The sequence below is a fragment of the Streptomyces sp. NRRL F-525 genome, assembly GCF_000716605.1.
GTDB lineage: Bacteria > Actinomycetota > Actinomycetes > Streptomycetales > Streptomycetaceae > Streptomyces.
Genome location: NZ_JNXE01000047.1, coordinates 1 through 24709, shown reverse-complemented (window position 1 = coordinate 24709; position 24709 = coordinate 1). Strand labels below are relative to the sequence as shown.

The window sequence follows — 24709 nt, the reverse complement described above, 5'->3', positions numbered from 1 at the left end:
CGTCGGAAAGTCTACACAGTTTCTGGGGGTGCTCCGTACACCCCCCAGAAGCACCCCGACCGCACCCCGGGGGCTACCCCGCCCACACCCCAGGACGACCCCAGACACACCCCGCCCACACCACCCCGCACCCCACCAACGCTATGAACACCGCTTCCCCTCCCCCGGCACCCGCCCCCGCAGCAAATACGCATCGACCGCCGAGTCGACGCACGCACTACCCCGCCCATACGCGGTGTGCCCATCCCCCACATACGTCAGCAGCCGCCCCGAAGAGAGCTGGTGAGCCAGAGCCTGGGCCCACCGGTACGGCGTCGCCGGATCACGCGTCGTGCCGACGACCACGATCGGGGCGGCGCCCTTCGCCTCGATGCGGTGGGGTTCGCCCGTGGCCTTGACCGGCCAGTACGCGCAGTTCAGGGAGGCCCAGGCGAGGCCGTCGCCGAAGACCGGGGACGCCTTCTCGAAGGCGGGGAGGGCCTTCTCGACCTGGTCGGTGGTCGAGAACGCGGCCGGGAGATCGAGGCAGTTCACGGCGGCGTTGGCGAACATCAGGTTCGAGTAGCGGCCGTCGGCGTCACGCTCGTAGTAGCTGTCGGAGAGGACGAGCAGCCCGGCGCCGTCGTTCTCCTTCATCGCCGACGTGAGCGCCTCGCGCAACTGCGGCCAGGCCGCCTCGTCGTACATCGCCGCGATCACGCCGGTGGTCGCGAGCGCCTCGCCGAGCTTGCGGCCGTCCGCGTCACCGGTGGGGATCGGGTGCGCGTCGAGCTTCTTGAAGAACGCCTTCAGGTGGTCGCCGACCTTGGCGGGCGTCGTGCCCTTGCCGCCGAGCGGGCAGTCCGTCTGCCGTACGCAGTCCTTCGCGAAGGACTGGAACGCCGTCTCGAACCCCGCCGTCTGGTCGAGGTTCATGCGGCGCGCGGGCAGGGACGGGTCCATCGCGCCGTCGAGGACGACGCGGCCGACCCGGTCGGGGAAGAGGCCCGCGTACGTCGCTCCGAGGAACGTCCCGTACGACGCCCCGACGTACGTCAGTTTCCGGTCCCCCAGCACCGCCCGCAGGATGTCCATGTCCCGCGCCGCCTCGATCGTCGAGACATGGCGCAAGACGTCGGGCGAGTGTGCGCCGCAGCCTTCCGCGAACTTCTTGTATTCGGCGACGAGTTCGGTGGTCTCGCGCTGGTCGTCGGGGGTCGTGTCGGTCTGCGTGAACGTGTCCATGGCCCGCCCGCCGAGGCACTCGACCGGCTCGCTGCGGGCGACGCCACGGGGGTCCATCGCGACCATGTCGTAGCGGGCGCGGACCTCGGCCGGGTAGCCGATCCCGGCGTACTGCTGGAGATAGCCGACCGCCGAACCGCCCGGCCCGCCCGGGTTCACCATCAGCGAACCGAGCGGCTTGCCCTTGCCGGTGGCCTTCTTGCGGGCGACCGCGAGCCGGATGTCGCCGGCGCCGGGCTTCGCGTAGTCCAGCGGCGCCTTCATCGTGGCGCACTCGAAACCGGGGACACCGCACGTGTGCCAACTGAGCTTCTGCCCGTAGTACGACGTCAGCGTGGACGGCGTCGCCCGCGGCAGCGGGGCCAGCGCCACGTCCGCGGCCGGACTCGTCGCCGGTGTCGAACTCCCCGAGGAACACGCGGTGGACACGAGCAGCGCGGCTACGGCGAGCAGCGTGCCGCCGGTCCGACGGGTGCGGTGGCTTCCGTGGCTTCGACGGTCCTGGCTGGGCTGACTCGGCTGGCTGCGCTCGCTGGGCCGGCGGAGGGGGCGCCTGATGTGCATCGACCGAGCGTAACCCTGCGCGATCACGTGAATGCTCTGCGCGCATGATCCGCCCCGGACGAGTTACACCGTCAACCTCACGCCCGAAAGATCAGCCCACCGCTCGGCCCACAGCTCAGCACACCGCTCGGCCCGCGATCCGACCCGCCCTCACCCCGCTCTGAGCGCCAACGTCATCGCCTCCACCGCGAGCAGCGGCGCCACGTTCCGGTCGAGCGCCACGCGACACGCGCCGATCGCCTCGATACGGCGCAGCGTGGACTCCGGGGAACCGGCGCGCGCGAGCCGCTCCAGCGCGTCCTCCGCGTCCGCGTTGGCGATCGCCACCCGGGAACCGAGCTGGAGGGCGAGCACATCCCGGTAGAACGCGGTGAGGTCGGTGAGCGCGAGGTCGAGACTGTCCCGCTGTGTACGCGTCCTGCGGCGCTTCTGCTTGTCCTCCAGGTCCTTCATCACCCCGGCCGTGCCCCGCGGCATCCGGCTGCCCTGGCCGCCGCCCATCGCGGCCTTCATCTCCTCGGTCTCCTTGTCGTCCACCTCCTCGGCCAGCTGCTTCGCGTCCTCGGCCGCCGCGTCCACCAGCTCCTGGGCGGCCTTGAGGCACCCGCCGACGTCCTCGACGCGCAACGGCAGCTTCAGCACGGCGGCCCGGCGCTCGCGCGCGGCCGGGTCCGTGGCCAGTCGGCGGGCCCGGTCGACGTGCCCCTGCGTGGCACGCGCGGCGGCCATCGCCACGGCCGGTTCGACGCCCTCCCGCCGTACGAGCAGGTCGGCGACGGCGTCCACCGAGGGCGTCGTCAGGTTCAGGTGGCGGCAGCGGGAGCGGATCGTGGGGAGGACGTCCTCGATCGAGGGGGCGCAGAGGAGCCACACCGTGCGGGGGGCGGGTTCCTCCACGGCCTTGAGGACGGCGTTGGCCGACTTCTCGTTCAGCCGCTCGGCGTCCTCGACGAGGATGATCTGCCAGCGGCCGGTCGCCGGTGAGGTGAAGGACTTGCGGACCGTGTCCCGCATGTCGTCGGCGAGGATCTGCGTGCCGACCGCGGCGACCGTGGTGACATCGGCGTGGGTGCCGATCAACGCCGTATGACAGCCGTCGCAGAAGCCGCAGCCGGGGCTGCCGCCGAGCGCGCGGTCGGGGCTCACGCACTGCAGGGCGGCGGCGAAGGCCCGCGCCGCCTGGTTGCGTCCCGCGCCGGGCGGCCCCGTGAACAGCCAGGCGTGCGTCATCTTCGACGCCTCCGGCGGGGCCGTGCCGGTGGTCGCCGCGGTGACGAAGGCGTCGGCGTCCCGAGCGGCGGCATCGAGCTGCTCGCTCACCTTCTCCTGGCCCACCAGGTCATCCCACACCGTCATGGGTCACCGGCCCTTTCGTCACGTTTCGAGTTACGCGATCCATTGTGCGGGCCACCACTGACAACGGGGGTCGGGGAGCGGCTCGGGGGGGCGAAGTACAGGTCAACGCCCCCACTGGCGGTCAGCCCCTGCGCCCCCGGCCACGTCCCCGGCCACGCCCGGTGTCGTCGTCGCTGCCGAAGTCGCCGTCCTCGCGCGGGCCGAGCAGTTCGTCGGCCAGCGAGGGCAGGTCGTCCAGAGGAGTCTCCTCGGCCCAGTCGGGACGCGGCCGGCGCCGGGGCGCACCCTGCTCGTCGACCTGGGGCAGCTCGCGGGTGCGGTCCTCGCCGTCGCCCTGACCGGCCGGACGCTCGTCCCGGAAGAAGCCCGCGGGCACCCGGTCCGACGACTCCTGGTCACGCACCGGCGGCAGCACCGCGGTCTCCTCCGCGGCACCGACCGGCGGCAGCACGGCCGTCTCCTCGGCGGCGGACACCGGCGGCAGTACGGCGGTCTCGTCCGCGGCCCCCGCGGGAGCGGGCGGCTGCGGCAGCTCGGCCGTCCTCTCGGAGTCGCGCGCCTCGGAACCGGACGCCCCGGAATCCCCGGACACCGACCGCAGTACGGCCGTCTCGTCCCCGGAACCGGAACCGGAACCAGAACTCACCGGCCGCAGCACAGCCGTGTCCTCCGCCGACCGCCCACGCGCACCGGCACCCGCGCCCGAACCCGGCTTCACCACCGGCGTCGGCACGGTCGACGCCTCAGGCCTGGGCTCCGGAGCCGCGGGAGTCACAGGAGCCGTCGGCTGTCGAGCCGCCCGCTCCGCCGCGGCCGCCGCCTCCGCCGCCAGGCGGCGGGCCTCCTCGGCCGCGAGCAGGGCCGCCTCGGCCTTGCGCTGCTTCTCCAGCCGCCGTGCCTCCGCCTCGGCGCGCAGCCGGGCCTCGTCCTCGGCCTGCTGGCGCAACCGGTCGGCCTCCGCCCTGCGGCGGGCCTCCTCGGCGGCGCGGGCCTCTTCCTCGGCGAGGAGGCGGGCCTTCTCCTCCTCGGCACGCCTGCGTGCGTCCTCGGCGCGCTGCCGGGCCTCCTCGGCCTGGCGTTCGGCCTCGCGGCGCTGGGCCTCCTCCAGCTCGCGCCGCTTGCGCTCCTCCTCCTCGGCGCGCAGCTGGGCGAGCTGCTCCTGGCGCTCGCGCTCCAGGCGCTCCTCCTCGGCCTTCCGCGCGGCCTCTTCCTCGGCCTTGCGGCGGGCCTCCTCCTCGGCGGCCTTGCGCGCCTCCTCCTGGGCCTTGATCTCGGCCTCGGAGAGCGGCAGGACGGTGTCGAGGCGGTGCCTGATCACCGTGGTGACGGCTTCGGGCTCCTGGCCCGCGTCGACCACCAGGTAGCGGCTCGGGTCGGCGGCGGCCAGCGTGAGGAAACCGGACCGTACGCGCGCGTGGAACTCGGCGGGCTCCGACTCGAGTCGGTCCGGCGCCTCGGTGAACCGCTCGCGGGCGGTCTCCGGGTCCACGTCCAGCAGGACGGTCATGTGCGGGACGAGTCCGTCCGTGGCCCACCGGTTGATGCGGGCGATCTCGGTCGGGGACAGGTCGCGGCCCGCGCCCTGGTAGGCGACGGAGGAGTCGATGTAGCGGTCGGAGACGACGACCGCGCCGCGCTCCAGAGCCGGACGTACGACGGTGTCGACGTGCTCCGCGCGGTCGGCGGCGTAGAGCAGCGCCTCCGCGCGGTGGGACAGTCCCGCCGACGACACGTCGAGCAGGATCGACCGCAGCCGCTTGCCGACCGGGGTCGCGCCGGGCTCGCGGGTCAGCACGACCTCGTGTCCCTTGCCCCTGATCCACTCGGCGAGGGCCTCGGCCTGGGTGGACTTCCCGGCGCCGTCGCCGCCCTCCAGGGCGATGAAGAAGCCGGTGCTCGCGGGCACCGTGTCGGGGTCGTCGCCGCCGAGCAGCGCGTCCCGCAGATCGTGCCGCAGCGGCACTCCCGCGCGGTCGTCGACCTTGGCCAGCACCAGCGCGGCGACCGGCAGCAGCAGGGCGCCGACCAGCATCAGCGTGAACGCGGCACCGCCGTGCGCGAACACGAACTTGCCGTTCTCCAGGCGGTGCGGGCCGATCAGCGCAGCCACCAGGGGGGCGATCAGCGCGCCGAGCGCCACCGCGACCCGGACGACCGCGTGCAGGTGCTCGGTCGTACGAGCCCGGCGGTAGTCCTCGGCCTCCTGGTCGAGCAGGGTGTGCCCCGTGTTGGCGGCCACGCCCGCGCCGATGCCGGCGAGCGCGACGATCAGCAGCACGGTGGTGAGGTCCGGGACCAGGCCCGCGGCGAGCAGCGCGATGCCGGTGAAGGCGATCGCCAGGGTCAGCAGGCGGCGGCGCGACAACGTCGGCAGCAGCGCGGGCGCCGTACGGATGCCGACCACGACCCCGCCGGTCAGCCCGAGGACCAGCAGCCCGAAGGTCACCGGGCCGCCGTGCAGATCCTGGGCCTGCAGCACGGACACCGCGACGGCGGCGGAGATCGCCCCGGCGACGGCCGCACAGGCGACCACGAGCAGCGCGATCGCGCCCGTACGGCCCTTGTCGACGCCGGTGCCCGTCCTGGGGCGGCGCAGCCCCTCGAGCGGCGACCGCGCGCGCGGGGTGCGGATTCCGGGCAGTTCCAGGGCGGTCAGCACGGAGAGGGACGCGGCGAACAGCCCGGCGGCGACGTACGAACCGAGCGCGGCCTGGTGCTGGTCGAACCAGGCGACGCCCGTGCCCAGCAGGTTGTTGAGCAGGGCCGCCACGACGAGGGCGGCGGCCGCGAGGGGGATCGCCACGAAGCTGGTGCGCAGCGACAGCCGGCGCAGCGCGTCCATATGGTCGGGCAGCGGCCGGACCGTGGCGCCCTCCAGCGGCGGGGCGGGCAGCAGGGCGGGCCCGGCGCTCTCGCGGCACACCGTCCAGAAGCGCTCGGCGACCCCGGTCACGAAAGCGGTCACCAGGAGCACCGCCAGAGCGTTGTCCGGAGTCCAGTCGATCCACAGGGGGGCGACGATCAGCAGCGCGGCCCGCAGACCGTCCGCGCCGACCATGGTCCAGCGCCGGTCGAGCGGCCCCTCCTGGGAGGTGAGCGAGGTGAGCGGGCCGAGCAGCACCGCCCCGAAGAGCAGCGTCGCCAGGATGCGCGCCCCGAAGACGGTCGCCACCGCGAACGCCACACCCCGATAGCCACCGCCGAACGAGCCCTGGGCGATGGCCGCCTGGAAGGCGAGCACGACCAGGACCAGCAGGGCGAGGGTGTCACCGACACCCGTCACGAGCTGTGCGCTCCACAACCGCTTGAGCTGCGGCTGGCGCAGCAGGGCGCGGACGGCACGCTCGCGGGAGTCCGCGACAAGGGCGTCGTCGGGGGCCGGCTGGTGGGCCGTTGGCTGCTCGGCTGGCGTCATGCTTTCAGCCTATCGGCAGCCACCGACAACAAGCCGCGCCCGCCCGGACCTGCGCACGCCCCGACACCAAAGTGATGCCGGGGCGTTCGTTTCGCGACCCTCCGGTGCAGGAAGCGTGCGCTCCCCAACCGTCCGATCAGTCCTCGGACGTCACCTTGGAGGTGGCCGTCTTCTTGGCCGTCGCGGTCTTGGCGGCGGTGGTCGTCTTCTTGGCGGCCGTCGTCGTCTTCGCCACGGCCTTCTTGGCCGTCGTCGTCTTCTTGGCGGGCGCCTTCTTTGCCGCCGTCTTCTTCGCCGGGGCCTTCTTCGCCGTCTTCTTTGCGGGCGACTTGGCCCGCTTCTCGGCGAGCAGCTCGTAGCCGCGCTCCGGGGTGATCTCCTCGACGCTGTCGCCGGAGCGCAGGGTCGCGTTGGTCTCGCCGTCGGTGACGTACGGCCCGAAGCGGCCGTCCTTGACGACGACGGGCTTCTCGCTGACCGGGTCGGTGCCCAGTTCCTTCAGCGGCGGCTTGGCGGCGGCCCGGCCGCGCTGCTTGGGCTGGGAGTAGATCTCCAGCGCCTCTTCGAGGGTGATCGTGAAGAGCTGGTCCTCGGCCGTCAGCGAGCGGGAGTCCGTGCCCTTCTTCAGGTACGGCCCGTAGCGTCCGTTCTGCGCGGTGATCTCCACGCCCTCGGCGTCCTTGCCGACGACGCGCGGCAGCGACATCAGCTTGAGGGCATCGGCGAGCGTCACCGTGTCGAGGGACATCGACTTGAACAGCGAGGCCGTACGCGGCTTGACGGCGTTCTTCCCGGTCTTCGGGGTGCCCTCGGGGAGCACCTCGGTGACGTACGGGCCGTAGCGGCCGTCGCGGGCGATGATCTGGTGGCCCGACTCGGGGTCGGCGCCCAGCTCGAAGTCGCCGCTCGGCTTGGCGAGCAGTTCCTCCGCGTGCTCGACGCTGAGCTCGTCCGGCGCCAGGTCCTCGGGGACGTCGGCGCGCTGGTGGTTCTCGGAGTCCTTCTCGCCGCGCTCCACGTAGGGGCCGTAGCGGCCGACGCGCAGCATGATGTCGTTGCCGACCGGGAAGGACGACACCTCGCGGGCGTCGATCGCGCCCAGGTCGGTGACGAGCTCCTTGAGGCCGCCCAGGTGGTCACCGTCGCCGTTGCCGGCCTCGGCGGCGCCCGTCGCCTCGCCCTCACCGAAGTAGAAGCGCCGCAGCCACGGCACGGCCTGCGCCTCGCCGCTGGCGATGCGGTCGAGGTCGTCCTCCATCTTGGCGGTGAAGCTGTAGTCGACGAGCCTCCCGAAGTGCTTCTCCAGGAGGTTGACCACGGCGAAGGACAGGAAGGACGGCACCAGGGCCGTGCCCTTCTTGAAGACGTAGCCGCGGTCGAGGATCGTGCCGATGATCGACGCGTACGTCGACGGGCGGCCGATCTCGCGCTCTTCGAGCTCCTTGACGAGGCTGGCCTCGGTGTAGCGGGCCGGGGGCTTGGTGGCGTGCCCGTCGACCGTGATCTCCTCGGCGCTGAGCGCGTCGCCCTCGGCGACCTGCGGCAGCCTGCGCTCGCGGTCGTCCAGCTCGGCGTTCGGGTCGTCGGCGCCCTCTACGTAGGCCTTCAAAAACCCGTGGAAGGTGATCGTCTTCCCGGAGGCGCTGAATTCGACATCCCGGCCGTCGGACGAGGTGCCCGCGATCTTCACGGTGACGGAGTTGCCGACCGCGTCCTTCATCTGGGAGGCGACGGTCCGCTTCCAGATCAGCTCGTAGAGCCTGAACTGGTCGCCTGCCAGGCCGGTTTCGGCGGGGGTGCGGAAACGATCACCCGAGGGGCGGATCGCCTCGTGCGCCTCCTGGGCGTTCTTGACCTTCCCGGCGTACACGCGCGGCTGGGCCGGCAGGTAGTCGGCGCCGTACAGCTGCGTCACCTGGGCGCGGGCGGCGGTGACGGCCGTCTCGCTCAGGGTCGTGGAGTCCGTACGCATGTAGGTGATGTAGCCGTTCTCGTACAGCTTCTGCGCGACCTGCATCGTGGCCTTCGCACCGAAGCCGAGCTTGCGGCTGGCCTCCTGCTGCAGCGTCGTCGTACGGAACGGGGCGTACGGCGAACGTCGATACGGCTTCGACTCGACGGACCGGACGGCGAACCGCGTGTCCTCCAGGGCGGCGGCCAGCGCGCGGGCGTTGGCCTCGTCCAGGTGGAGGGTGTTCGCGCCCTTGATCTGGCCGAGGGAGTCGAAATCGCGTCCCTGGGCGACGCGCTTGCCGTCGACGGCCTGGAGGCGGGCGACGAGGGTCGACGGGTCGCTCGCGTCACCGGTCCGGCCGGTGCCGAAGGTGCCGGTCAGGTCCCAGTACTCGGCGGAACGGAACGCGATGCGCTCGCGCTCCCGCTCGACGACGAGCCGGGTGGCGACGGACTGGACACGGCCGGCCGACAGGCGCGGCATGACCTTCTTCCAGAGGACCGGCGAGACCTCGTAGCCGTAGAGGCGGTCGAGGATACGGCGGGTCTCCTGGGCGTCGACCAGGGGCTGGTTCAGGTCGCGCGGGTTGGCCACGGCGGCGCGGATCGCGTCCTTGGTGATCTCGTGGAACACCATGCGCTTGACCGGGACCTTGGGCTTCAGGACCTCCAGGAGGTGCCACGCGATGGCCTCGCCCTCGCGGTCCTCATCGGTGGCCAGGAAGAGTTCGTCGGAGTCCTTGAGGAGATCCTTGAGCTTCTTGACCTGCGCCCGCTTGTCGGCGTTGACCACATAGATCGGCTCGAAGTCGTGGTCGACGTCCACACCGAGGCGGCGGACCTCGCCGGTGTACTTCTCGGGCACCTCCGCGGCGCCGTTGGGAAGGTCGCGGATGTGCCCGACGCTCGCCTCGACGACATATCCGGGGCCGAGGTAGCCCTTGATCGTCTTCGCCTTGGCAGGGGACTCGACGATGACGAGTCGGCGGCCGCCGTGTGCGGTCTCGCTGGTCGGGGACAACTTCGCTCTTCTCTCCGGTCGACGCTGGGGCCTCCCCCGGGGCATGCGGCTCCGGGGAGGAGCAGGTACGTCTCCGCGTCGTTCGGTCCGTGCTCTCGGTGGCCGGCGGGAGGTCCTCGTAGCGGAGCTACCAGGGCCTTCGACCGATGCGGCGAGAGTGCGTGCCGGGCGGCGCGGGGACGTGCCTGCATCTCCCCGGGATCGCTTGGTCCCGAGGTCGGGTCATGGTGACGCTGCGGAGTGTGACGGTACATCCCGCCCCCGTGTCAAACGGGAAAAGCCCGCAACGGCCACTCGAACGGTAACCCGACTACCGCCATTCCTGCCGCCCGGAGTCCCCACGGGCCTTTTCGGGGCCATCCGGAGGGTGATCTCCTGGTTGCCCGCCGACCGTCCGCGCCGCGGCTCCGGCGCGCTGCTCAGACGTGCAGGAAGCACCAGGTTCCGAGGAGCAGGGCGGCGATCGCGGCGAGGCTCGCGAGGGTCGCCGATGCGACCGGGTTCACACCCTGGGCGACGGGTTCGCGGTGCCGGACCCTGACCACGGTCCACAGCAGCAGCGCGCCTCCGAACAGGGCGAACACCAACCCCGCGAAGATCGCAGGCCCGCTCTCCATGCGTGTCCCCTCCCGACCGGATGTCCCGGTCCGGGAGGCTGGCACCCGGAGGCGACGATCAGGCCAACCCCGGGTGAACTCGCGGCGGACAGCGCTCAGGCGGTCGAGCCGGAGGACGATATCGCCCCGCTCGTCCGGGACCGGTCGGCCCGGCCCACGGTGCACACGACCGAGTCGAAACCGGCCTTCCAGTTGCTCTCGTCGGACAGATACCCGAAGACGGAACGGCCCGCACCGGGCGCCCAAGTCGACTCGAACCTGTCGCCGCACAGCTTGTTCCCCTGCTTCAGCGCCTCCTCGAACGCCATCGTTTTCGGGGCGGTCGCGAAACCGATCACCTGGTCGGTGTGCGGATCGGCGCAGTCGGTCAGGTTCGCGGTGAAGTACGTCTTGTGGTCGACGTACAACCAGCAGTCGCCGAGGCTCATCTCGGTGGTCCACACGTTCGACCCGATGCTCCGGAAGCGCCCTATCGCCCCGCCGACCGGCACATGCCGACCGAGCACGAGACACGCGGTACCGCCCCCCGCGGCCTTGAAGCCGGCCTCGGTGGGAGTGAGACCGTAGACGCCGGCGTCGGCCAGGGAGCCGGCCGTCTTTCCCACCTTCCCGGCGCACCGCTCGCCCCCGTGGTCCCGCGCGTCGGCGAAGTCCCTCGCCGCGTCGACGGCCATCACCTGCCCGTCCGGAACGCCGTGCGCACAGCTCACGACCCTCAGACCGGGCCGCGACGCGAACGCCGCCCCGGTCCACACCGCGTGCACACAATCCCCGGTCCGCAACGCCTTCTTGAGCTCTACGTCCTCGCCGTACGGATAGGCGGAACCGGTCGACGACGACGCGGACGGGGGTGCCTTCTTCGTCGCCGCGGTGTCCTTGCCACCACCGCTCGACGAGGTCAGCGCCCAGACCCCACCGGCGACCACCAGCACGACGGCGACAACAAGGGCGAGGACCCCTCCGACGGGCCTCCGCCGTCGGCCGCCGCCAACCGGCCCCGGGTCGCGGGTGTACGTCGGGCCCTGGCCGCCCGCGTAGGGGCGCGTCGGCGCGCCGCCCTGGTAGGACGCCGTGGGGCTGTTCGCGTACGGGTTCCATCGACCGTACGACCCGCCGCCGGGCGAACCGGCCTGCGCCTGTGGGGAGTACGGCGACTCGGCGCCCGCCGGGGTGTTCGGTGTGTTGGGGACCGGTGGGGTGTCCGGTGTGTTGGGGGTCGGTGGGGTGCCGGGTGTGTTCGGGGCGATCGGAGCCTCCGGCGACCCGAAGGCCTCCGGTGTCCCCGGAGTGGGCCGGCCTCCCGGCGTGAAGCCCCCGAGGGCAGCCGCGGCCCGGTCGCTGTAGGACGCCGGGTCCTGACGGGTGGCCCCGAGCCCTCCCGGAGTCTGCGGGGCGTAGGGACCGCCCACGTAGGGGCCGCCCACGGCGTATCCGGGCTGCCCGCCCGGGACTTGACCCCGAGGTCTGCTCGCGAGGTGTCCGGGCGGATCACCTTCTGCGTGTCCGGGCGGACCGCTCCCGACGTAGCCGGGTGGGCCACTCCCGACGTAGCCGGGCGGGCCACTCCCGACACTGCCGTGCGGACCGTCGGCGACAGCCCCCGGCAACTGCTCAGCCGTGGGCCGACCGCCCGGGGCCGGTCCGAGTCCGTCCGGTGCCGAGCCGAACCCGTCGGGTGCCGGTTCAAAGCCGACCGGTGCCAAACCGAACCCGTCCGGTGCCTGTCCGAACCCATCCGATGCCGGTCCAAAGCCTTCCGGCGGCGGTCCGAAACCGCCCGGCATCCGGCCCAAGTCACCCCGCCCCCGCCCGACCCCGTCCGGCACCGACACGCCCCCCGGCGCCGCACCGACCCGCCGCCCCACCCGCTCCAGCCCCCGCGCCGCAGCCTCCGGCGTCGACCTCAACGCCGGGTTCTTGACCAGTAACCCCTGGAGTACCGGCGCCAGTTCACCCGCACGGACAGCCGGCGTCGGCTCCTCGCCCAGCAGAGCCGTGAGGGTCGCGAAGTCGTCGTGGCGGTCGAAGGGGCCGTGACCCTCGACGGCGGCGTACAGCGTGGCGCCCAGGGAGAACAAGTCCGCGGCCGGGGTGGGCGGTTCGCCGCGGGCCCGCTCCGGGGCGAGGTAACCGGTGGCGGTGAGCCGGGGTTCGTGGGTCTCGGGCTGGAAGGCGATGCCGTAGCCGGTGAGCAGCACGCGCGCGTACGGATCGCCCGAAGCGTCCGGCGCCAGAAGGATGTTGGCCGGTTTCACATCCCGGTGCAGGATGCCGATGCGGTGCCCGGCGGTGAGCGCGTCGAGGACGGCGAGCCCGATGCGGGCCACCCGGGCGGGTGGAAGGGGGCCCGAACGCCCCAGGACCGCCTGGAGGTCGACGCCGTCAGGGACGTACTCCATGACCACCCAGGGCAGCCCCCCGTACATCACCACGTCGTGCACGGTCACCACATGTGGATGGCCGCGTAACCGGGCCGCGTGTCGCACCTCGCCGCGCACCCACGCGATGCGCTGCGCACGCTCCCCGCCATCCCCTGACGCATCCGGCAGCGAGATCTCCTTGACGGCGACCTCGCGGGCCAACTCCTCGTCGTACGCGAGCCATACGCGCCCCAGGCCGCGCGCGTCGAGCATGCGCAGCAGCCGGTAGCGCCCGTCGACGACGCTGCCCTCGCCCTGTTCCGGCGTATCCCCGGCCATCACGCCTCCCCCGAGACGGCGCGCCTCCCCCGAGGACGCGTAGAACCTGTCTCTGAAACTAGCCTCGCACCCGCCACTGACAAGAGGGCTTTTCCGCACCGATCCGAACGATCTCGCCGGATACGGACACACGCGGCTCAGCGGTACGGGGAGGCCTCAGGCGTGACAGGGGCGGCGAGGGGCTGGGGCGCCGTACGGCAGGGCGGTCGACGGATACGGCGTCGTCGGCAGACGCGGCGGCCACTCGGCGGCGCGCTGGTCGGTCCGGCCGTAGGAAACGGCCGACGGCGCGAGAGACCGGCGGCCGAGTCGCGATCGGCCGCCGCGCGCAGCCGGTCGGCGGACGAAGGCGCCGACCGGGAGCAACCGCCCGACCAAGGCCGACCCTCACTCGAAAAGAACCGGCCGACCGAGGCCAACCCCCGCCCGAGAACAACCGCCCAACCACGGCTAACTCCCGCCCAGGAACGGCCAGTCGGCCGAGGGCAAAAGACCCGCTCCGGCCCCGGAAAACGGCCAGCCACCCCCAACCGCCCACCACCCCGCGCGAGTCAGCCGCCCACAACCGATCGTCGCCCGCGCCAGTCACCCGCCCGCAACCAATCGTCACCCGCACCGATCAGCCGCCGGCACCCATCACCCCACCGGCTCCAAGAACCCCTGCTCCACCAGCAACCGGATCTGCGCCGGCGTCCGGTCACGCAGCAGAACCGGGTCCTCGCCCACGAGTTGGGCGATGGCGTCCAGGATGCGCCCCGCGCTCAACGTGCCGTCGCAGACGCCCGCGAAGCCCGCGCCGACCGTGTCGACCTTGGTCGCGCGGCGCATGCCGCGGTGCTGGCGCAGTACGACGTGCTCGGGATCCTCGGCGCCGGGCAGCCCGACCTGTTCCTGGATGATCTCGGGGGCGAGCCTGAAGCGGGCGGCGAGCAGGGCCGCGTCGTCGTGGGCGCGCAGATAGTCGACGCGGTCGAAGTGCTCCCGCACGGCGTCCCCGAGCGGCTGCTCGACCGGGTGCGGCCACTCCTCGACGGTGATCGAGGGCGTGTCGGACCCCGTCCGGCGGAGGGTGATCCAGCCGAAGCCCACGGCCTTGACCTTGCGCGCCTCGAACTCGTCGAGCCACGCGTCGTAGAGCGCCTCGTACGCGGCCGTGTCGCCCTGGTGGTCGCCCGCGTCCCTGAGCCACAACTCGGCGTACTGCGTGACGTCCTGGACCTCGCGCTGCACGATCCAGGCGTCGCACCCGCGCGGCACCCAGGAGCGCAGCCGGTCCTGCCAGTCCTCCCCCTCCACGTGCTGCCAGTTGGCGAGGAACTGCGCGAATCCGCCCTCGCGCAGCCGATCCCCCGCCTGCTGAACGAGCGACCGGCACAGATCGTCCCCGCCCATGCCACCGTCGCGGTACGTCAGCCGGGCGCCCGGCGAGATCACGAACGGCGGGTTGGACACGATGAGTTCGTACGTCTCGTCGTCCCGGACCGGCTCGAAGAGCGAGCCCTCGCGGAGGTCGGCGGCCGGTGCTCCGGACAGCGCGAGGGTGAGCGCGGTGATGTGCAGGGCACGGGGGTTGAGGTCGGTGGCCGTCACGCGCGTGGCGTGCCGGGCCGCGTGCAGCGCCTGGATGCCGGACCCGGTGCCGAGGTCGAGCGCGGCGGAGACCGGCGTCCGTACGGTGATCCCCGCGAGCGTGGTGGACGCGCCGCCCACCCCGAGGACGACGCCTTCCTCCCGGCTGCCGATCCCTCCGGCCCCGCCGACCGCGCACCCCAGGTCGGACACGATGAACCAGTCCTCGCCGTCGGGCCCCCCGTACGGCCGTACGTCCACGGTCGCGGCGACCTCATCGGTGCCCACGGACACCAGCCAGCCGCTCTCGACGCACGCGGCGACGGGCAGGACGTCCGCCACGCGTGCGTGCGGCACGGGCTGCTGGAGCAGGAACAGCCGGACCAACGTCTCCAGCGGGGTGTCGCCTCTGGTCGCCCGGAGGGCCGGCACGGTCTCGCTGCGGGCCAGCGCCGCGTACGCGGGGGCGCCGAGCAGTTCGAGCAGTCCGTCGGCGGTGAAGGCGGCGCCGAGCAGGGCGTCCCGGAGCCGGGCGGCGACCTCCGGGCGGTCGGATGCGGGCAGGGTGGACAGGGTGGAGTTACTCACACCCCCATTGTGGCCGCTCCCACCGACACCGCGCCCGGCGCCGACCTACGCGGCCTCCCGCACAGGCGAAGGCCCCGGCACGCACGCGTACCGGGGCATCTTTCAGCAACTGAAAGATCGCTGCCTACAGGGGACGTAATTCCCCGGACGGGATCAGGCCGCCGACGACGAAGCCACCGGAGTCGCCGTCTTGCACGCCTCCTGCTTGGTCATCGCCTTGCCGACATCGCCCTCTTCGAGGGTCTTCAGGGCGTCGTTCCCGCTCGTACTGAGCTTGTCCAGCGAGGTCGCGATGCCCTTGAGGCCGTCGGCGAACTTCGCCTGGTCCTTGGTGTTGAGAGCGTCCACCTGCCCCTTCAGGGTGGCGTACGACGTGGAGATGCCGTTGAGCTCCTTGACCGCGTCCTGCTGCTTCTTCGCGCCGTTGTCGACGTCCGGTGCCCCGGCGGTGTTCACGGCGGCACCGATCGCCTTGTAGGCGTCGGACATGTCCTGGAAGGCCTGCGAGTCGGTCTTCTGGACCTCTTCCGGGGTGCTGTTGTCCGAGGTCTCCTTCTGGATCGCCGTGTTGGCGTCCGCGATCTTCTTCGCCTGCGGCTGCACCGCGACGCAGACCTGCTTGGCCCAGGCGTCCAGCTTGGCGTCGCTGTCGTCGCCACCGCCGCCGCATCCCGACAGCGCCAGTACCAGTACCGCACCGCCGGACAGTGCGGCCGCGAGCTTCTTGTTCACCGGATTGGTCCCTTCCATGGCTCTCGGCCCCGGAACATACACGGCGGACGGGTCACACCTCCGGGCCTAAGGTCCGATAGGAGAACTTTTGAAGCCATTTGCACCAAGCGAGAGAAGGCTCACGGCGGAGGTCTGAACACAGACAGAACGGGCGGGCGGCGCCTCCAACTCGCGCCACCCGCCCGCCCGTTGAGCAGGACGTCGTAGAACCGGCTACGAAACGACCGCCGGATCCGCCGACTTGGCCGACCGGTCGGCGTCGTCACCGTCGTCCCCCACGGCGATCCCGCGCCGCTTGGAGATGTACACCGAGACGGCGATCACGAGGAACGCGAGGACCGCGATCGCGATCCGCACCCCGGTGTTCTTGTCGTCGCCGTAGCTGAACTTGATGACCGCGGGCGCGATGAGCAGCGCGACGAGGTTCATCACCTTCAGCAGCGGGTTGATGGCCGGGCCGGCGGTGTCCTTGAACGGGTCGCCGACCGTGTCGCCGATCACCGTGGCGGCATGGGCCTCGCTGCCCTTGCCGCCGTGGTTGCCGTCCTCGACGAGTTTCTTCGCGTTGTCCCAGGCACCGCCCGAGTTCGCGAGGAAGACCGCCATCAGCGTGCCGGTGCCGATCGCACCCGCGAGGAACGAGCCGAGCGCGCCGACGCCGAGCGTGAACCCGACGGCGATCGGCGTGAGCACGGCGAGCAGACCGGGCGTGGCCAGCTCCCGCAGCGCGTCCTTGGTGCAGATGTCGACGACGCGGCCGTACTCCGGTGTCTCGGTGTAGTCCATGATCCCGGGGTGCTCGCGGAACTGCCGCCGCACCTCGTAGACCACGGCCCCCGCGGACCGCGAGACGGCGTTGATCGCCAGCCCCGAGAAGAGGAAGACGACCGCGGCGCCGACGATGAGCCCGACCAGGTTGTTGGGCTGGGAGATGTCCATCATCAGGTTGAGTGGCGCGCCCGGTCCCGAGACCTTCTCGCCGACGTCGTTGGCGGCGGTCAGGATCGCGTCCCGGTACGACCCGAAGAGCGCCGACGCCGCCAGGACGGCGGTGGCGATGGCGATGCCCTTCGTGATTGCCTTGGTGGTGTTGCCCACCGCGTCCAGGTTGGTGAGCACCTGCGCGCCCGCGCCCTCGACGTCGCCGGACATCTCGGCGATGCCCTGCGCGTTGTCGGAGACCGGCCCGAAGGTGTCCATGGCGACGATCACGCCGACCGTGGTGAGCAGACCGGTACCGGCCAGCGCCACCGCGAACAGCGCCAGCATGATCGAGGCGCCGCCGAGCAAGAACGCGCCGTAGACCGCGAGACCGATCAACAGGGCGGTGTAGACGGCCGATTCGAGGCCCAGCGAGATCCCGGCGAGGATGACGGTGGCCGGGCCGGTGAGCGAGGTCTTGCCGATGTCCATCACGGGACGGCGGTTGGTCTCCGTGAAGTAGCCGGTCAGCTGCTGGATCAGCGCGGCGAGCACGATGCCGATGGCCACGGCGACGAGCGCGAGGATCCGCGGATCGCCGTCCTTGGCCTTGATCGCCGCGTCGGTGACGCCGTCGAGGTCGGAGTACTTCGACGGCAGGTACACGAAGACCGCGACCGCCACCAGCACGAGCGAGATCACCGCGGAGATGAAGAACCCCCGGTTGATCGCGGACATGCCGCTGCGGTCGGTCCGGCGTGGCGCCACCGCGAAGATGCCGATCATGGCGGTGATCACACCGATCGCCGGCACGAGCAGCGGGAAGGCGAGCCCGGAGTCGCCGAAGGCCGCCTTGCCGAGGATCAGCGCGGCGACCAGTGTCACGGCGTACGACTCGAAGAGGTCGGCCGCCATGCCCGCGCAGTCGCCGACGTTGTCGCCCACGTTGTCGGCGATGGTCGCGGCGTTGCGCGGGTCGTCCTCCGGGATGCCCTTCTCGACCTTGCCGACCAGGTCGGCGCCGACGTCGGCGGCCTTGGTGAAGATGCCGCCGCCGACACGCATGAACATGGCGATGAGGGCGGCACCGAGGCCGAATCCCTCCAGCACCTTGGGCGCGTCGGCCGCGTACACCAGCACCACGCACGAGGCGCCCAGCAGACCGAGCCCCACCGTGAACATGCCGACGACGCCGCCCGTGCGGAAAGCGATCTTCATTGCTTTGTGCGAGACGGCGGTGAGATCCTTTTCCGGCTCACCCTCCGCCGGGGTCGCTTCCCGGGCCGCCGCGGCGACACGGACATTACTGCGTACGGCGAGCCACATGCCGATATAGCCGGTGGTGGCCGAGAACACCGCACCGATCAGGAAGAAGATCGACCGTCCGGCGCGCTGATTCCAGTCGTCCGCGGGTAGCAGCAGAAGCAGGAAGAAAACGATCACGGCGAATACGCCGACCGTGCGCAACTGCCGTCCCAGATAGGCGTTCGCGCCCTCCTGGACCGCTGCCGCGATCTTCTTCATGCTGTCGGTGCCCTCGCCGGCCGCGAGGACCTCGCGGACCAGAATGCCCGCGACCACCAGCGCCGCCAGCGCCACGAGGCCGATCACCATCACGAGGATGCGGTTGTCGTCGGTCAGAACCGCGGCTGCGAGGGTTGTGGGGTGGTCAAACTGCTGAGGGGTAGAAAGCCCCGCCATTCGTCCTCCTTGACGCCTGTGCTGAGCTCAAGATGTGGACGGATTGTAGGTACCGGAACCTGATCAAAACAGAGCGCGGCAAACGGAATTGGCCTTCGCATAGTAATGCCTTAAAAGCATTGGCGCTTGATCAAATCATCGGGGCGCCGATCAGAGCATTGATCGGGCACTGATCGTGAATTGATTCACGAATTCCACCGCGCGGAGAAATCACGCTCGCGGTACTCTCCCGGAAATGCCGAAGGGCCCTGCTCAGCAGGGCCCTTCGGCTGTGGTGTGCGGCGTTCTTTCAGGAAAGCGTCGTGGCCGGCGGGGTCGTCGGCCAGGTCATACGGATCGATCCGCCGTGCTCTCCCGCGGTGACCTCGACGTCGTCGACGAGCCCGCTGATGACAGCGAGACCCATCTCGTCCTCCTCGGTCTCCGCGTCCGGATCGTCGCCCAGGGACCCGGGCGCCTTGTCGCCGGGAGCCGAGCGTGGTGCCTCGTCGCCGACCTCGATGGAGAACTGCTTCTCCTCCTCGATCAGCAGCACCTTCACCGGGGCGGTGATCCCACTGCTCTGGTGCAGCCCGACGGCACGGGTGCAGGCCTCACCTACGGCGAGTCTGACCTCGTCGAGTACGGCCTCGTCCACTCCGGCCCTGCGCGCCACCGCTGCCGCCACCAGTCGGGCGGTCCTGACGTGCTCGGGCAGCGCGCTGAAGCGGAGTTCAACGGTGGCCATGCATCCCCCTCGGGACTACGGGCGTGCTGTCGGAGGGCCGGGCCGCCGAAAGCCCGGTCCACCGGTCGTCTATACGGCCGATCGGGGAGCGGTCACACGCCGCTCCCGGAACGGTCGGTCAGTCGGTGGCCGCCACCGCTTCCTCGACCGAGGTGTGAATCGGGAACACCTTGGTGAGGCCGGTGATACGGAAGATCTTCAGAATGCGCTCCTGGTTGCAGACCAGGCGCAGCGAGCCCTCGTGGGCACGCACCCGCTTCAGGCCGCCGACCAGCACACCGAGCCCGGTGGAGTCGAGGAAGTCGACTCCCTCCATGTCCACGACGAGGTGGAAACTCCCGTCGTTCACCAGCTCGACCAGCTGTTCGCGCAACTTGGGCGCGGTATATACGTCGATTTCGCCACCGACCTCGACGACCGTACGATCGCCGACGGTACGGGTCGACAGGGACAGGTCCACGGATCCTCCAGCACCTTGCTATCGAGCGGTCATCCCATGGGACACCTCGGCAGAGCCCCCAGGACGGTTCGCCAGCCGCGATGGCATTCAATCACTTACCGCAGGGCGTGCACGACGCCTTGGCTCCATTGTCCGTCACGCCAGTGACACACTCGGTGCCGATGGCCAAGAATCAGCGATCCGATCGACCCTCGGCGAACCCGGTGTCCGGGCTCTCGCCGGGCACGGTTCTGGACCGGCTCGCGTCCGGACCGAGCCGGGCTTCGCGCATCACTCATACGGAGCACTTGCCCCCACGTGCGGGCCGCCATGCCGTCTGGCCTGACCGGATTCGCTCCGAGGTGATCGCCACCGTCCAGGAAGCCGGTATCGAACACCCCTGGGCCCACCAGGCACAGGCCGCCGAGCACGCCCTCGACGGCGAGTCAGTGATCGTTGCCACAGGCACCGCCTCGGGCAAGTCGCTGGCTTATCTGGTACCGGTCCTCTCCGCGCTCCTCGACGGCTCCGAGGCGCCGAACGGCCGCGGCACCACCGCGCTCTATCTGGCGCCCACAAAAGCCCTGGCAGCGGACCAACTCCGCTCCGTGAAGGAACTTTCACAACCGCTGGGCAATGCCGTTCGCCCGGCCGTGTACGACGGCGACACTCCGTTCGAAGAGCGCGAGTGGGTACGCCAGTACGCCAACTACGTCCTGACCAACCCCGACATGCTCCACCGCGGCATATTGCCCTCGCACCCGCGCTGGTCCTCCTTCCTGAAATCCCTGAAGTACGTCGTCATCGACGAGTGCCACACCTACCGGGGCGTCTTCGGCTCCCACGTCGCCCAGGTCCTGCGCCGTCTGCGCCGCCTCTGCGCCCGCTACGGCTCCTCCCCCGTCTTCCTCCTCGCCTCCGCCACCGCCGCCGAGCCGTCGGTCGCCGCCCGCCGCCTCACCGGCCTCCCGGTGGTCGAGGTCGCCGACGACGCCTCCCCTCGCGGTGAACTGGTGTTCGCCCTCTGGGAACCCCCACTCACCGAACTCCACGGCGAGAAGGGCGCACCCGTTCGCCGCACGGCCACCGCCGAGACCGCCGACCTCCTCACCGACCTCGCCGTCCAGGGCGTCCGCTCGGTGGCCTTCGTACGGTCCCGGCGCGGCGCCGAACTGATCGCGCTGATCGCCCAGGAGCGCCTCGCCGAGGTCGACCGCTCGCTGTCCCGCCGGGTCGCCGCCTACCGCGGCGGCTACCTCCCCGAGGAACGCCGCGCCCTCGAACGCGCCCTCCACTCCGGCGAGTTGCTCGGCCTCGCCGCCACCACCGCCCTCGAACTCGGCATCGACGTCTCCGGGTTGGACGCCGTCCTGATCGCCGGCTACCCCGGCACCCGCGCCTCCCTCTGGCAACAGGCGGGCCGCGCCGGACGCTCCGGCCGGGGAGCGCTCGCCATCCTGGTGGCCCGCGACGACCCCCTGGACACGTTCCTCGTCCACCACCCGGAGGCCCTCTTCGACCAGCCGGTCGAGTCCACGGTCCTGGACCCGGACAACCCGTACGTCCTGGCCCCCCACTTGTGCGCGGCAGCGGCCGAACTCCCGCTCACCGAAGAGGACTTGACCCTCTTCGGCCCGGCGACAGCGGACCTGCTCCCGCAGCTGGAGTCGGCGAAACTACTCCGCCGCCGGGCGAAAGCCTGGCACTGGACGCGCCGCGAACGGGCCGCCGACCTCACCGACATCCGCGGCGGAGGCGGACGGCCGGTCCAGGTCGTCGAGAACGGCACCGGCCGCCTCCTGGGCACGGTCGACGAGGCCGCCTCCCACGCGTCCGTCCACGAGGGCGCGGTCCACCTCCACCAGGGCCGCACATACCTGGTCCGCACCCTGGACCTGGAGGACTCGGTGGCCCTGGTCGAGGAAGCAAGTCCCCCCTACTCGACGGTCGCCCGCGACACCACGGCGATCTCCGTCCTGGAGACGGACATCGAAGTCCCTTGGGGCCAGGGCCGGTTGTGCTACGGCTCCGTCGAAGTCACCAACCAGGTCGTCTCCTTCCTCCGTCGACGTGTCATCACCGGCGAGGTCCTGGGCGAATCAAAACTCGACCTCCCTCCTCGCACCCTCCGCACCCGCGCCGTCTGGTGGACGGTCACGGAGGACCAACTCGACGCCGCCCGCATCAACCCCGAGATCCTCGGCGGCGCCCTCCACGCCGCCGAACACGCCTCGATCGGCATGCTCCCCCTCTTCGCCACCTGCGACCGCTGGGACATCGGCGGCGTCTCCGTCCCCCTGCACCCCGACACCCTGCTCCCCACGGTCTTCGTCTACGACGGCCACCCGGGCGGCGCGGGCTTCGCGGAACGCGCCTTCCACACCGCCCGCGCCTGGCTCACCGCCACCCTCCAGGCCATCGCCTCCTGCGAATGCGACGCCGGCTGCCCGTCCTGCATCCAGTCCCCCAAGTGCGGCAACGGCAACGAGCCGTTGCACAAGCGGGGAGCTGTGCGGTTGCTGACGGAACTGCTGCGGGGAGCTCCGGAGGATGTGCGAGAGGTGCCGGGGGGTGTGGGAGGGGTACCGGGGGATGTCGGAGGGGTGGCCGGGGAGAAGGTGGGCGGGGTTTAACGGGCGGGCCCTGCATCGGTGAGATGCGGCGCGGCTACGACATTGGCGGGCAGCCAGGTCTACGGCTACGGGTCCCGGCGAGGGGACCGGTGGAGGGGCGGAGTACCGGTGCCGCAGGGGGCGACACGGCACCGGTGCTCCAAGGAACCGTGCGGGCTCCGGTCGGCGGCTCAGGGTGCCGGTGGCGGGGCCGGCACTGGGGCCTCGGGAGGCGGCGCGGACGGCGGTGTTCCAGGGCGCGGCGCGGACGCCGGTGGCGGTACCGGTCCCGCAGGTCCCGCCCGTGACCTGACCGCCGCCGCGAACGGCCCCCGGCCCGCCGACGCCGTCACGTCCGACGTCTCGCCCACGACCGCGCACCGCACGAGCCGCGTCCCCTGCGCCCGAGCCACCCGCTCCGCCCGGGCACAGGCCCCCGTACCGCCCTCCGCCCAGTGATCGGCCGCCGCGAGTGCCGCGAGATCCGCACCGCCGGCCGCACGGTGCCGGGCCACCACGGCCTGCCCCAGGGCCAGCACGACCCCGAACACGACACACATCACGGCCATCGCCCCGAGGCTCCACACGGTGGCGGACCCACGGTCCGAGTGACGGGATCCCATACGCCGCCCCAGAGCCGGAATCACGCGCCCCAGGTCCGGGATCACATCCCACAGGGCCCGCATACGACACCTCACGGCCCCGCCCTCCCCTCGCCCACCGTCTCCTCCGCCAACGCCACGGCCTCCTCCCGCACTTCGAAGGGCAGCCCGCTCAACACCGGCGGTTTCGCGACCACGACGACGTGGACCTGGTCGCCCTCCCGGGCAACGCTGACCTTCGCGCCGCGCGGTGCCGTGTCCCGGACCACCTGGACGACCGCGTCGGCCGGGTCCTGCCGAGCCGCGGCCCGGGCGCCCGAGCGGGCCGCGTCCACGCACTGGATCTGCGCGGCCACCACCAACAGCCCCCACACCAGCGCCATCGCGAACATCACCAGCACGGGCAGGACCACGGCCGCCTCCGCCGTCACGAACCCCCGGTCCCCGCCCCGCCGTTCACACCTGCGCATCGAGGGCCCGCTTCACGATGCTCTGCAACTCCGCGCTGACCGCCCCGCTGGTCACCACCTTGTAGAGCACCACCGCGAACGCCACCGCCGCGACCAGCCCCATCGCGTACTCGGCGGTGGCCATCCCGGCATCCCCGCGCGCCGAGGCCCCCATCCATGCCCGTACCCGCACCGCTCGCACAGCACGTACCGCTACCACCTGCATCGCCTGCATCGCCTTGTACATCTCAACCCCCGTGAGGTTCCTGTCAGTTCACTTGCCTGCTGAGCCGTCGTTCGTCATACGTCCGTCACCACTGCGCTCCTCCCGTCAGCCACCACCCCCTCCCGCCGCCCCGCCCGCGAGCCCGATCACCACGGGCAGTACGCCCACCGCGATGAACGCGGGCAGGAAACACAGCCCCACCGGCGCGGTGATCAGAACGGCCGCCCGCCGGGCCCGTGCCGTCGTGGTGCGGGTCCAGTCGGCGCGGGCCCCCGCCGCGAGCCGTGCGACCGGCCCGGCGGCGGGGAGCCCCGACTCATCGGCCCGTTCGAGCAACCGGGCCAGCGGGCCGGCGCCCGGAAGCGCGGCCAACCTCCGCCAGGCATCGGCCGGTTCACCACCGAGCCGCACCTCCGCCGCCGCACGCGCCAGCCGTTCCCCCAAGGGCCCCGAGAGGGCCTCTCCCACGGCCTGGGAGGCGATCACCGGCGAGGCCCCGGCGGCGATGCAGGCGGCCAGCAGATCGGCGGCGAGGGGGAGCTGGCGGGCCGCGGTGGCGGCATCGCGCTCGGCGACGGTGTCGCCGGCCACCTGCCGACGCCGCCACTGCCACAGCCCGACGGCGACGACAGCACCCACAACAACCCCGACGACCCCACCGACCAACACCCACCCGGCGCCCACCACACCGACCGCGGGCAACCACCTCCGCGCAAGGTCCCGAACCTCGAACCACCGCCCGGCAGAAGCCACGTCGCGAGCGTCCCGAACTCCCCGGACTTCCCGAAGCAGCAGCCCGGCCAACCGTCGCCGCGCCCTCCGCTCACACCGCACCCCGTCCAGCCACCCCACGACCAACACCGCCCCCAAAACAACCCCCAGCCTGTGGACAACTTCCACACTCACGCCGCCTCCTCCCACCGACTCCGACTCCGACTCCGACCAACTCCCACTTCCACGCCCACACTGCCCCCTTCAAGCCCCGCAACGACCAGGCGATCCCCGGCACTTCGCCCGCCTTGATGCCCTTGGGGGCGCACGGCTGTATCGATATGCGACCCCGCCACGCGGACGCGCCCAGCCCCCGCACACCCGCACTCCGATGCCCGAGGGGCCCGCGGCTGTATCGACATGCGGCTCCACCGCGAGGGCACGCCCCACACACCCGCCCCCTCTCACCCCACCCACCCCGACCCCCTAGGGGCGCGGGGAACTGCGCGACCAGCCACAACGCACCCGCACCCCGCACACAATCGAAGCCACCCACCCCCAACCCGGCCCCACCCCTGTCTCT

At 71.6% G+C, this 24709-nt stretch carries 16 protein-coding genes; 1 reads left to right on the top strand and 15 read right to left on the bottom strand.

Going from position 1 to position 24709, the window contains the following annotated elements; genetic code table 11:
• Window positions 1-141 precede the first annotated feature (141 nt).
• The 11 genes from OO69_RS42550 to bldG form a co-directional block, all read right to left on the bottom strand.
• Window positions 142-1788 carry an alpha/beta hydrolase gene (locus tag OO69_RS42550; RefSeq protein ID WP_051801644.1) on the bottom strand — a complete coding sequence of 549 codons (1647 nt, stop codon included), beginning with the start codon at window positions 1786-1788 and terminating at the stop codon, window positions 142-144.
• Between the two features lie 150 nt (window positions 1789-1938).
• Window positions 1939-3144, bottom strand: coding sequence for a DNA polymerase III subunit delta' (locus tag OO69_RS42545; RefSeq protein WP_033286340.1), 1206 nt, complete (start codon window positions 3142-3144; stop codon window positions 1939-1941).
• 121 nt (window positions 3145-3265) lie between these two features.
• Window positions 3266-6559, bottom strand: a complete 3294-nt coding sequence (gene tmk / locus OO69_RS42540) for a dTMP kinase (protein ID WP_033286339.1) — start codon at window positions 6557-6559, stop codon at window positions 3266-3268.
• Window positions 6560-6695: 136 nt separating this feature from the next.
• Window positions 6696-9533 (bottom strand): type I DNA topoisomerase, encoded by a 2838-nt coding sequence (gene topA / locus OO69_RS42535; RefSeq protein ID WP_033286338.1) that lies wholly within the window; start codon window positions 9531-9533, stop codon window positions 6696-6698.
• A gap of 419 nt (window positions 9534-9952) precedes the next feature.
• The gene (locus OO69_RS42530) at window positions 9953-10150 is read right to left on the bottom strand and encodes a hypothetical protein (RefSeq protein WP_033286337.1); all 198 of its coding nucleotides are present in this window, start codon (window positions 10148-10150) and stop codon (window positions 9953-9955) included.
• Window positions 10151-10245: 95 nt separating this feature from the next.
• A complete protein-coding gene (locus OO69_RS42525; protein WP_033286336.1) occupies window positions 10246-12849 on the bottom strand; it encodes a serine/threonine-protein kinase in 2604 nt (867 codons plus the stop codon).
• Between the two features lie 636 nt (window positions 12850-13485).
• Window positions 13486-15006: a N5-glutamine methyltransferase family protein gene (locus tag OO69_RS42520; protein ID WP_033286335.1), complete on the bottom strand. Its 1521-nt coding sequence runs from the start codon at window positions 15004-15006 to the stop codon at window positions 13486-13488.
• Between the two features lie 153 nt (window positions 15007-15159).
• Window positions 15160-15756 (bottom strand): small secreted protein, encoded by a 597-nt coding sequence (locus tag OO69_RS42515; RefSeq protein ID WP_078652818.1) that lies wholly within the window; start codon window positions 15754-15756, stop codon window positions 15160-15162.
• Between the two features lie 195 nt (window positions 15757-15951).
• Entirely contained in the window at window positions 15952-18360 is a 2409-nt protein-coding gene (locus OO69_RS42510; RefSeq protein WP_033286333.1) for a sodium-translocating pyrophosphatase, read from the bottom strand.
• Between the two features lie 289 nt (window positions 18361-18649).
• Window positions 18650-19087, bottom strand: a complete 438-nt coding sequence (locus OO69_RS42505; protein ID WP_033286332.1) for an ATP-binding protein — start codon at window positions 19085-19087, stop codon at window positions 18650-18652.
• A 118-nt stretch (window positions 19088-19205) separates the two neighbouring features.
• Window positions 19206-19547: an anti-sigma factor antagonist BldG gene (bldG, locus tag OO69_RS42500; protein WP_003975386.1), complete on the bottom strand. Its 342-nt coding sequence runs from the start codon at window positions 19545-19547 to the stop codon at window positions 19206-19208.
• Window positions 19548-19627: 80 nt separating this feature from the next.
• On the opposite strand from bldG, the gene OO69_RS42495 reads away from it, so the two are divergent.
• Window positions 19628-22159, top strand: coding sequence for a DEAD/DEAH box helicase (locus tag OO69_RS42495; RefSeq protein ID WP_234444675.1), 2532 nt, complete (start codon window positions 19628-19630; stop codon window positions 22157-22159).
• A 170-nt stretch (window positions 22160-22329) separates the two neighbouring features.
• Here OO69_RS42495 and OO69_RS50895 read toward each other — a convergent pair whose 3' ends face one another.
• The 4 genes from OO69_RS50895 to OO69_RS42480 all read right to left on the bottom strand — a co-directional run bounded on the left by OO69_RS50895 (window position 22330) and on the right by OO69_RS42480 (window position 24321).
• A complete protein-coding gene (locus tag OO69_RS50895; protein ID WP_078652824.1) occupies window positions 22330-22761 on the bottom strand; it encodes an Rv3654c family TadE-like protein in 432 nt (143 codons plus the stop codon).
• A 71-nt stretch (window positions 22762-22832) separates the two neighbouring features.
• The gene (locus tag OO69_RS42490) at window positions 22833-23210 is read right to left on the bottom strand and encodes a TadE family type IV pilus minor pilin (protein ID WP_199811140.1); all 378 of its coding nucleotides are present in this window, start codon (window positions 23208-23210) and stop codon (window positions 22833-22835) included.
• Window positions 23197-23436: a DUF4244 domain-containing protein gene (locus OO69_RS42485; protein WP_033286331.1), complete on the bottom strand. Its 240-nt coding sequence runs from the start codon at window positions 23434-23436 to the stop codon at window positions 23197-23199. Before OO69_RS42485 ends, OO69_RS42490 begins: the two co-directional genes overlap by 14 nt.
• A gap of 84 nt (window positions 23437-23520) precedes the next feature.
• Complete coding sequence (locus tag OO69_RS42480) at window positions 23521-24321, bottom strand: type II secretion system F family protein (protein ID WP_033286330.1); 801 nt, start codon at window positions 24319-24321, stop codon at window positions 23521-23523.
• Window positions 24322-24709: the final 388 nt, after the last annotated feature.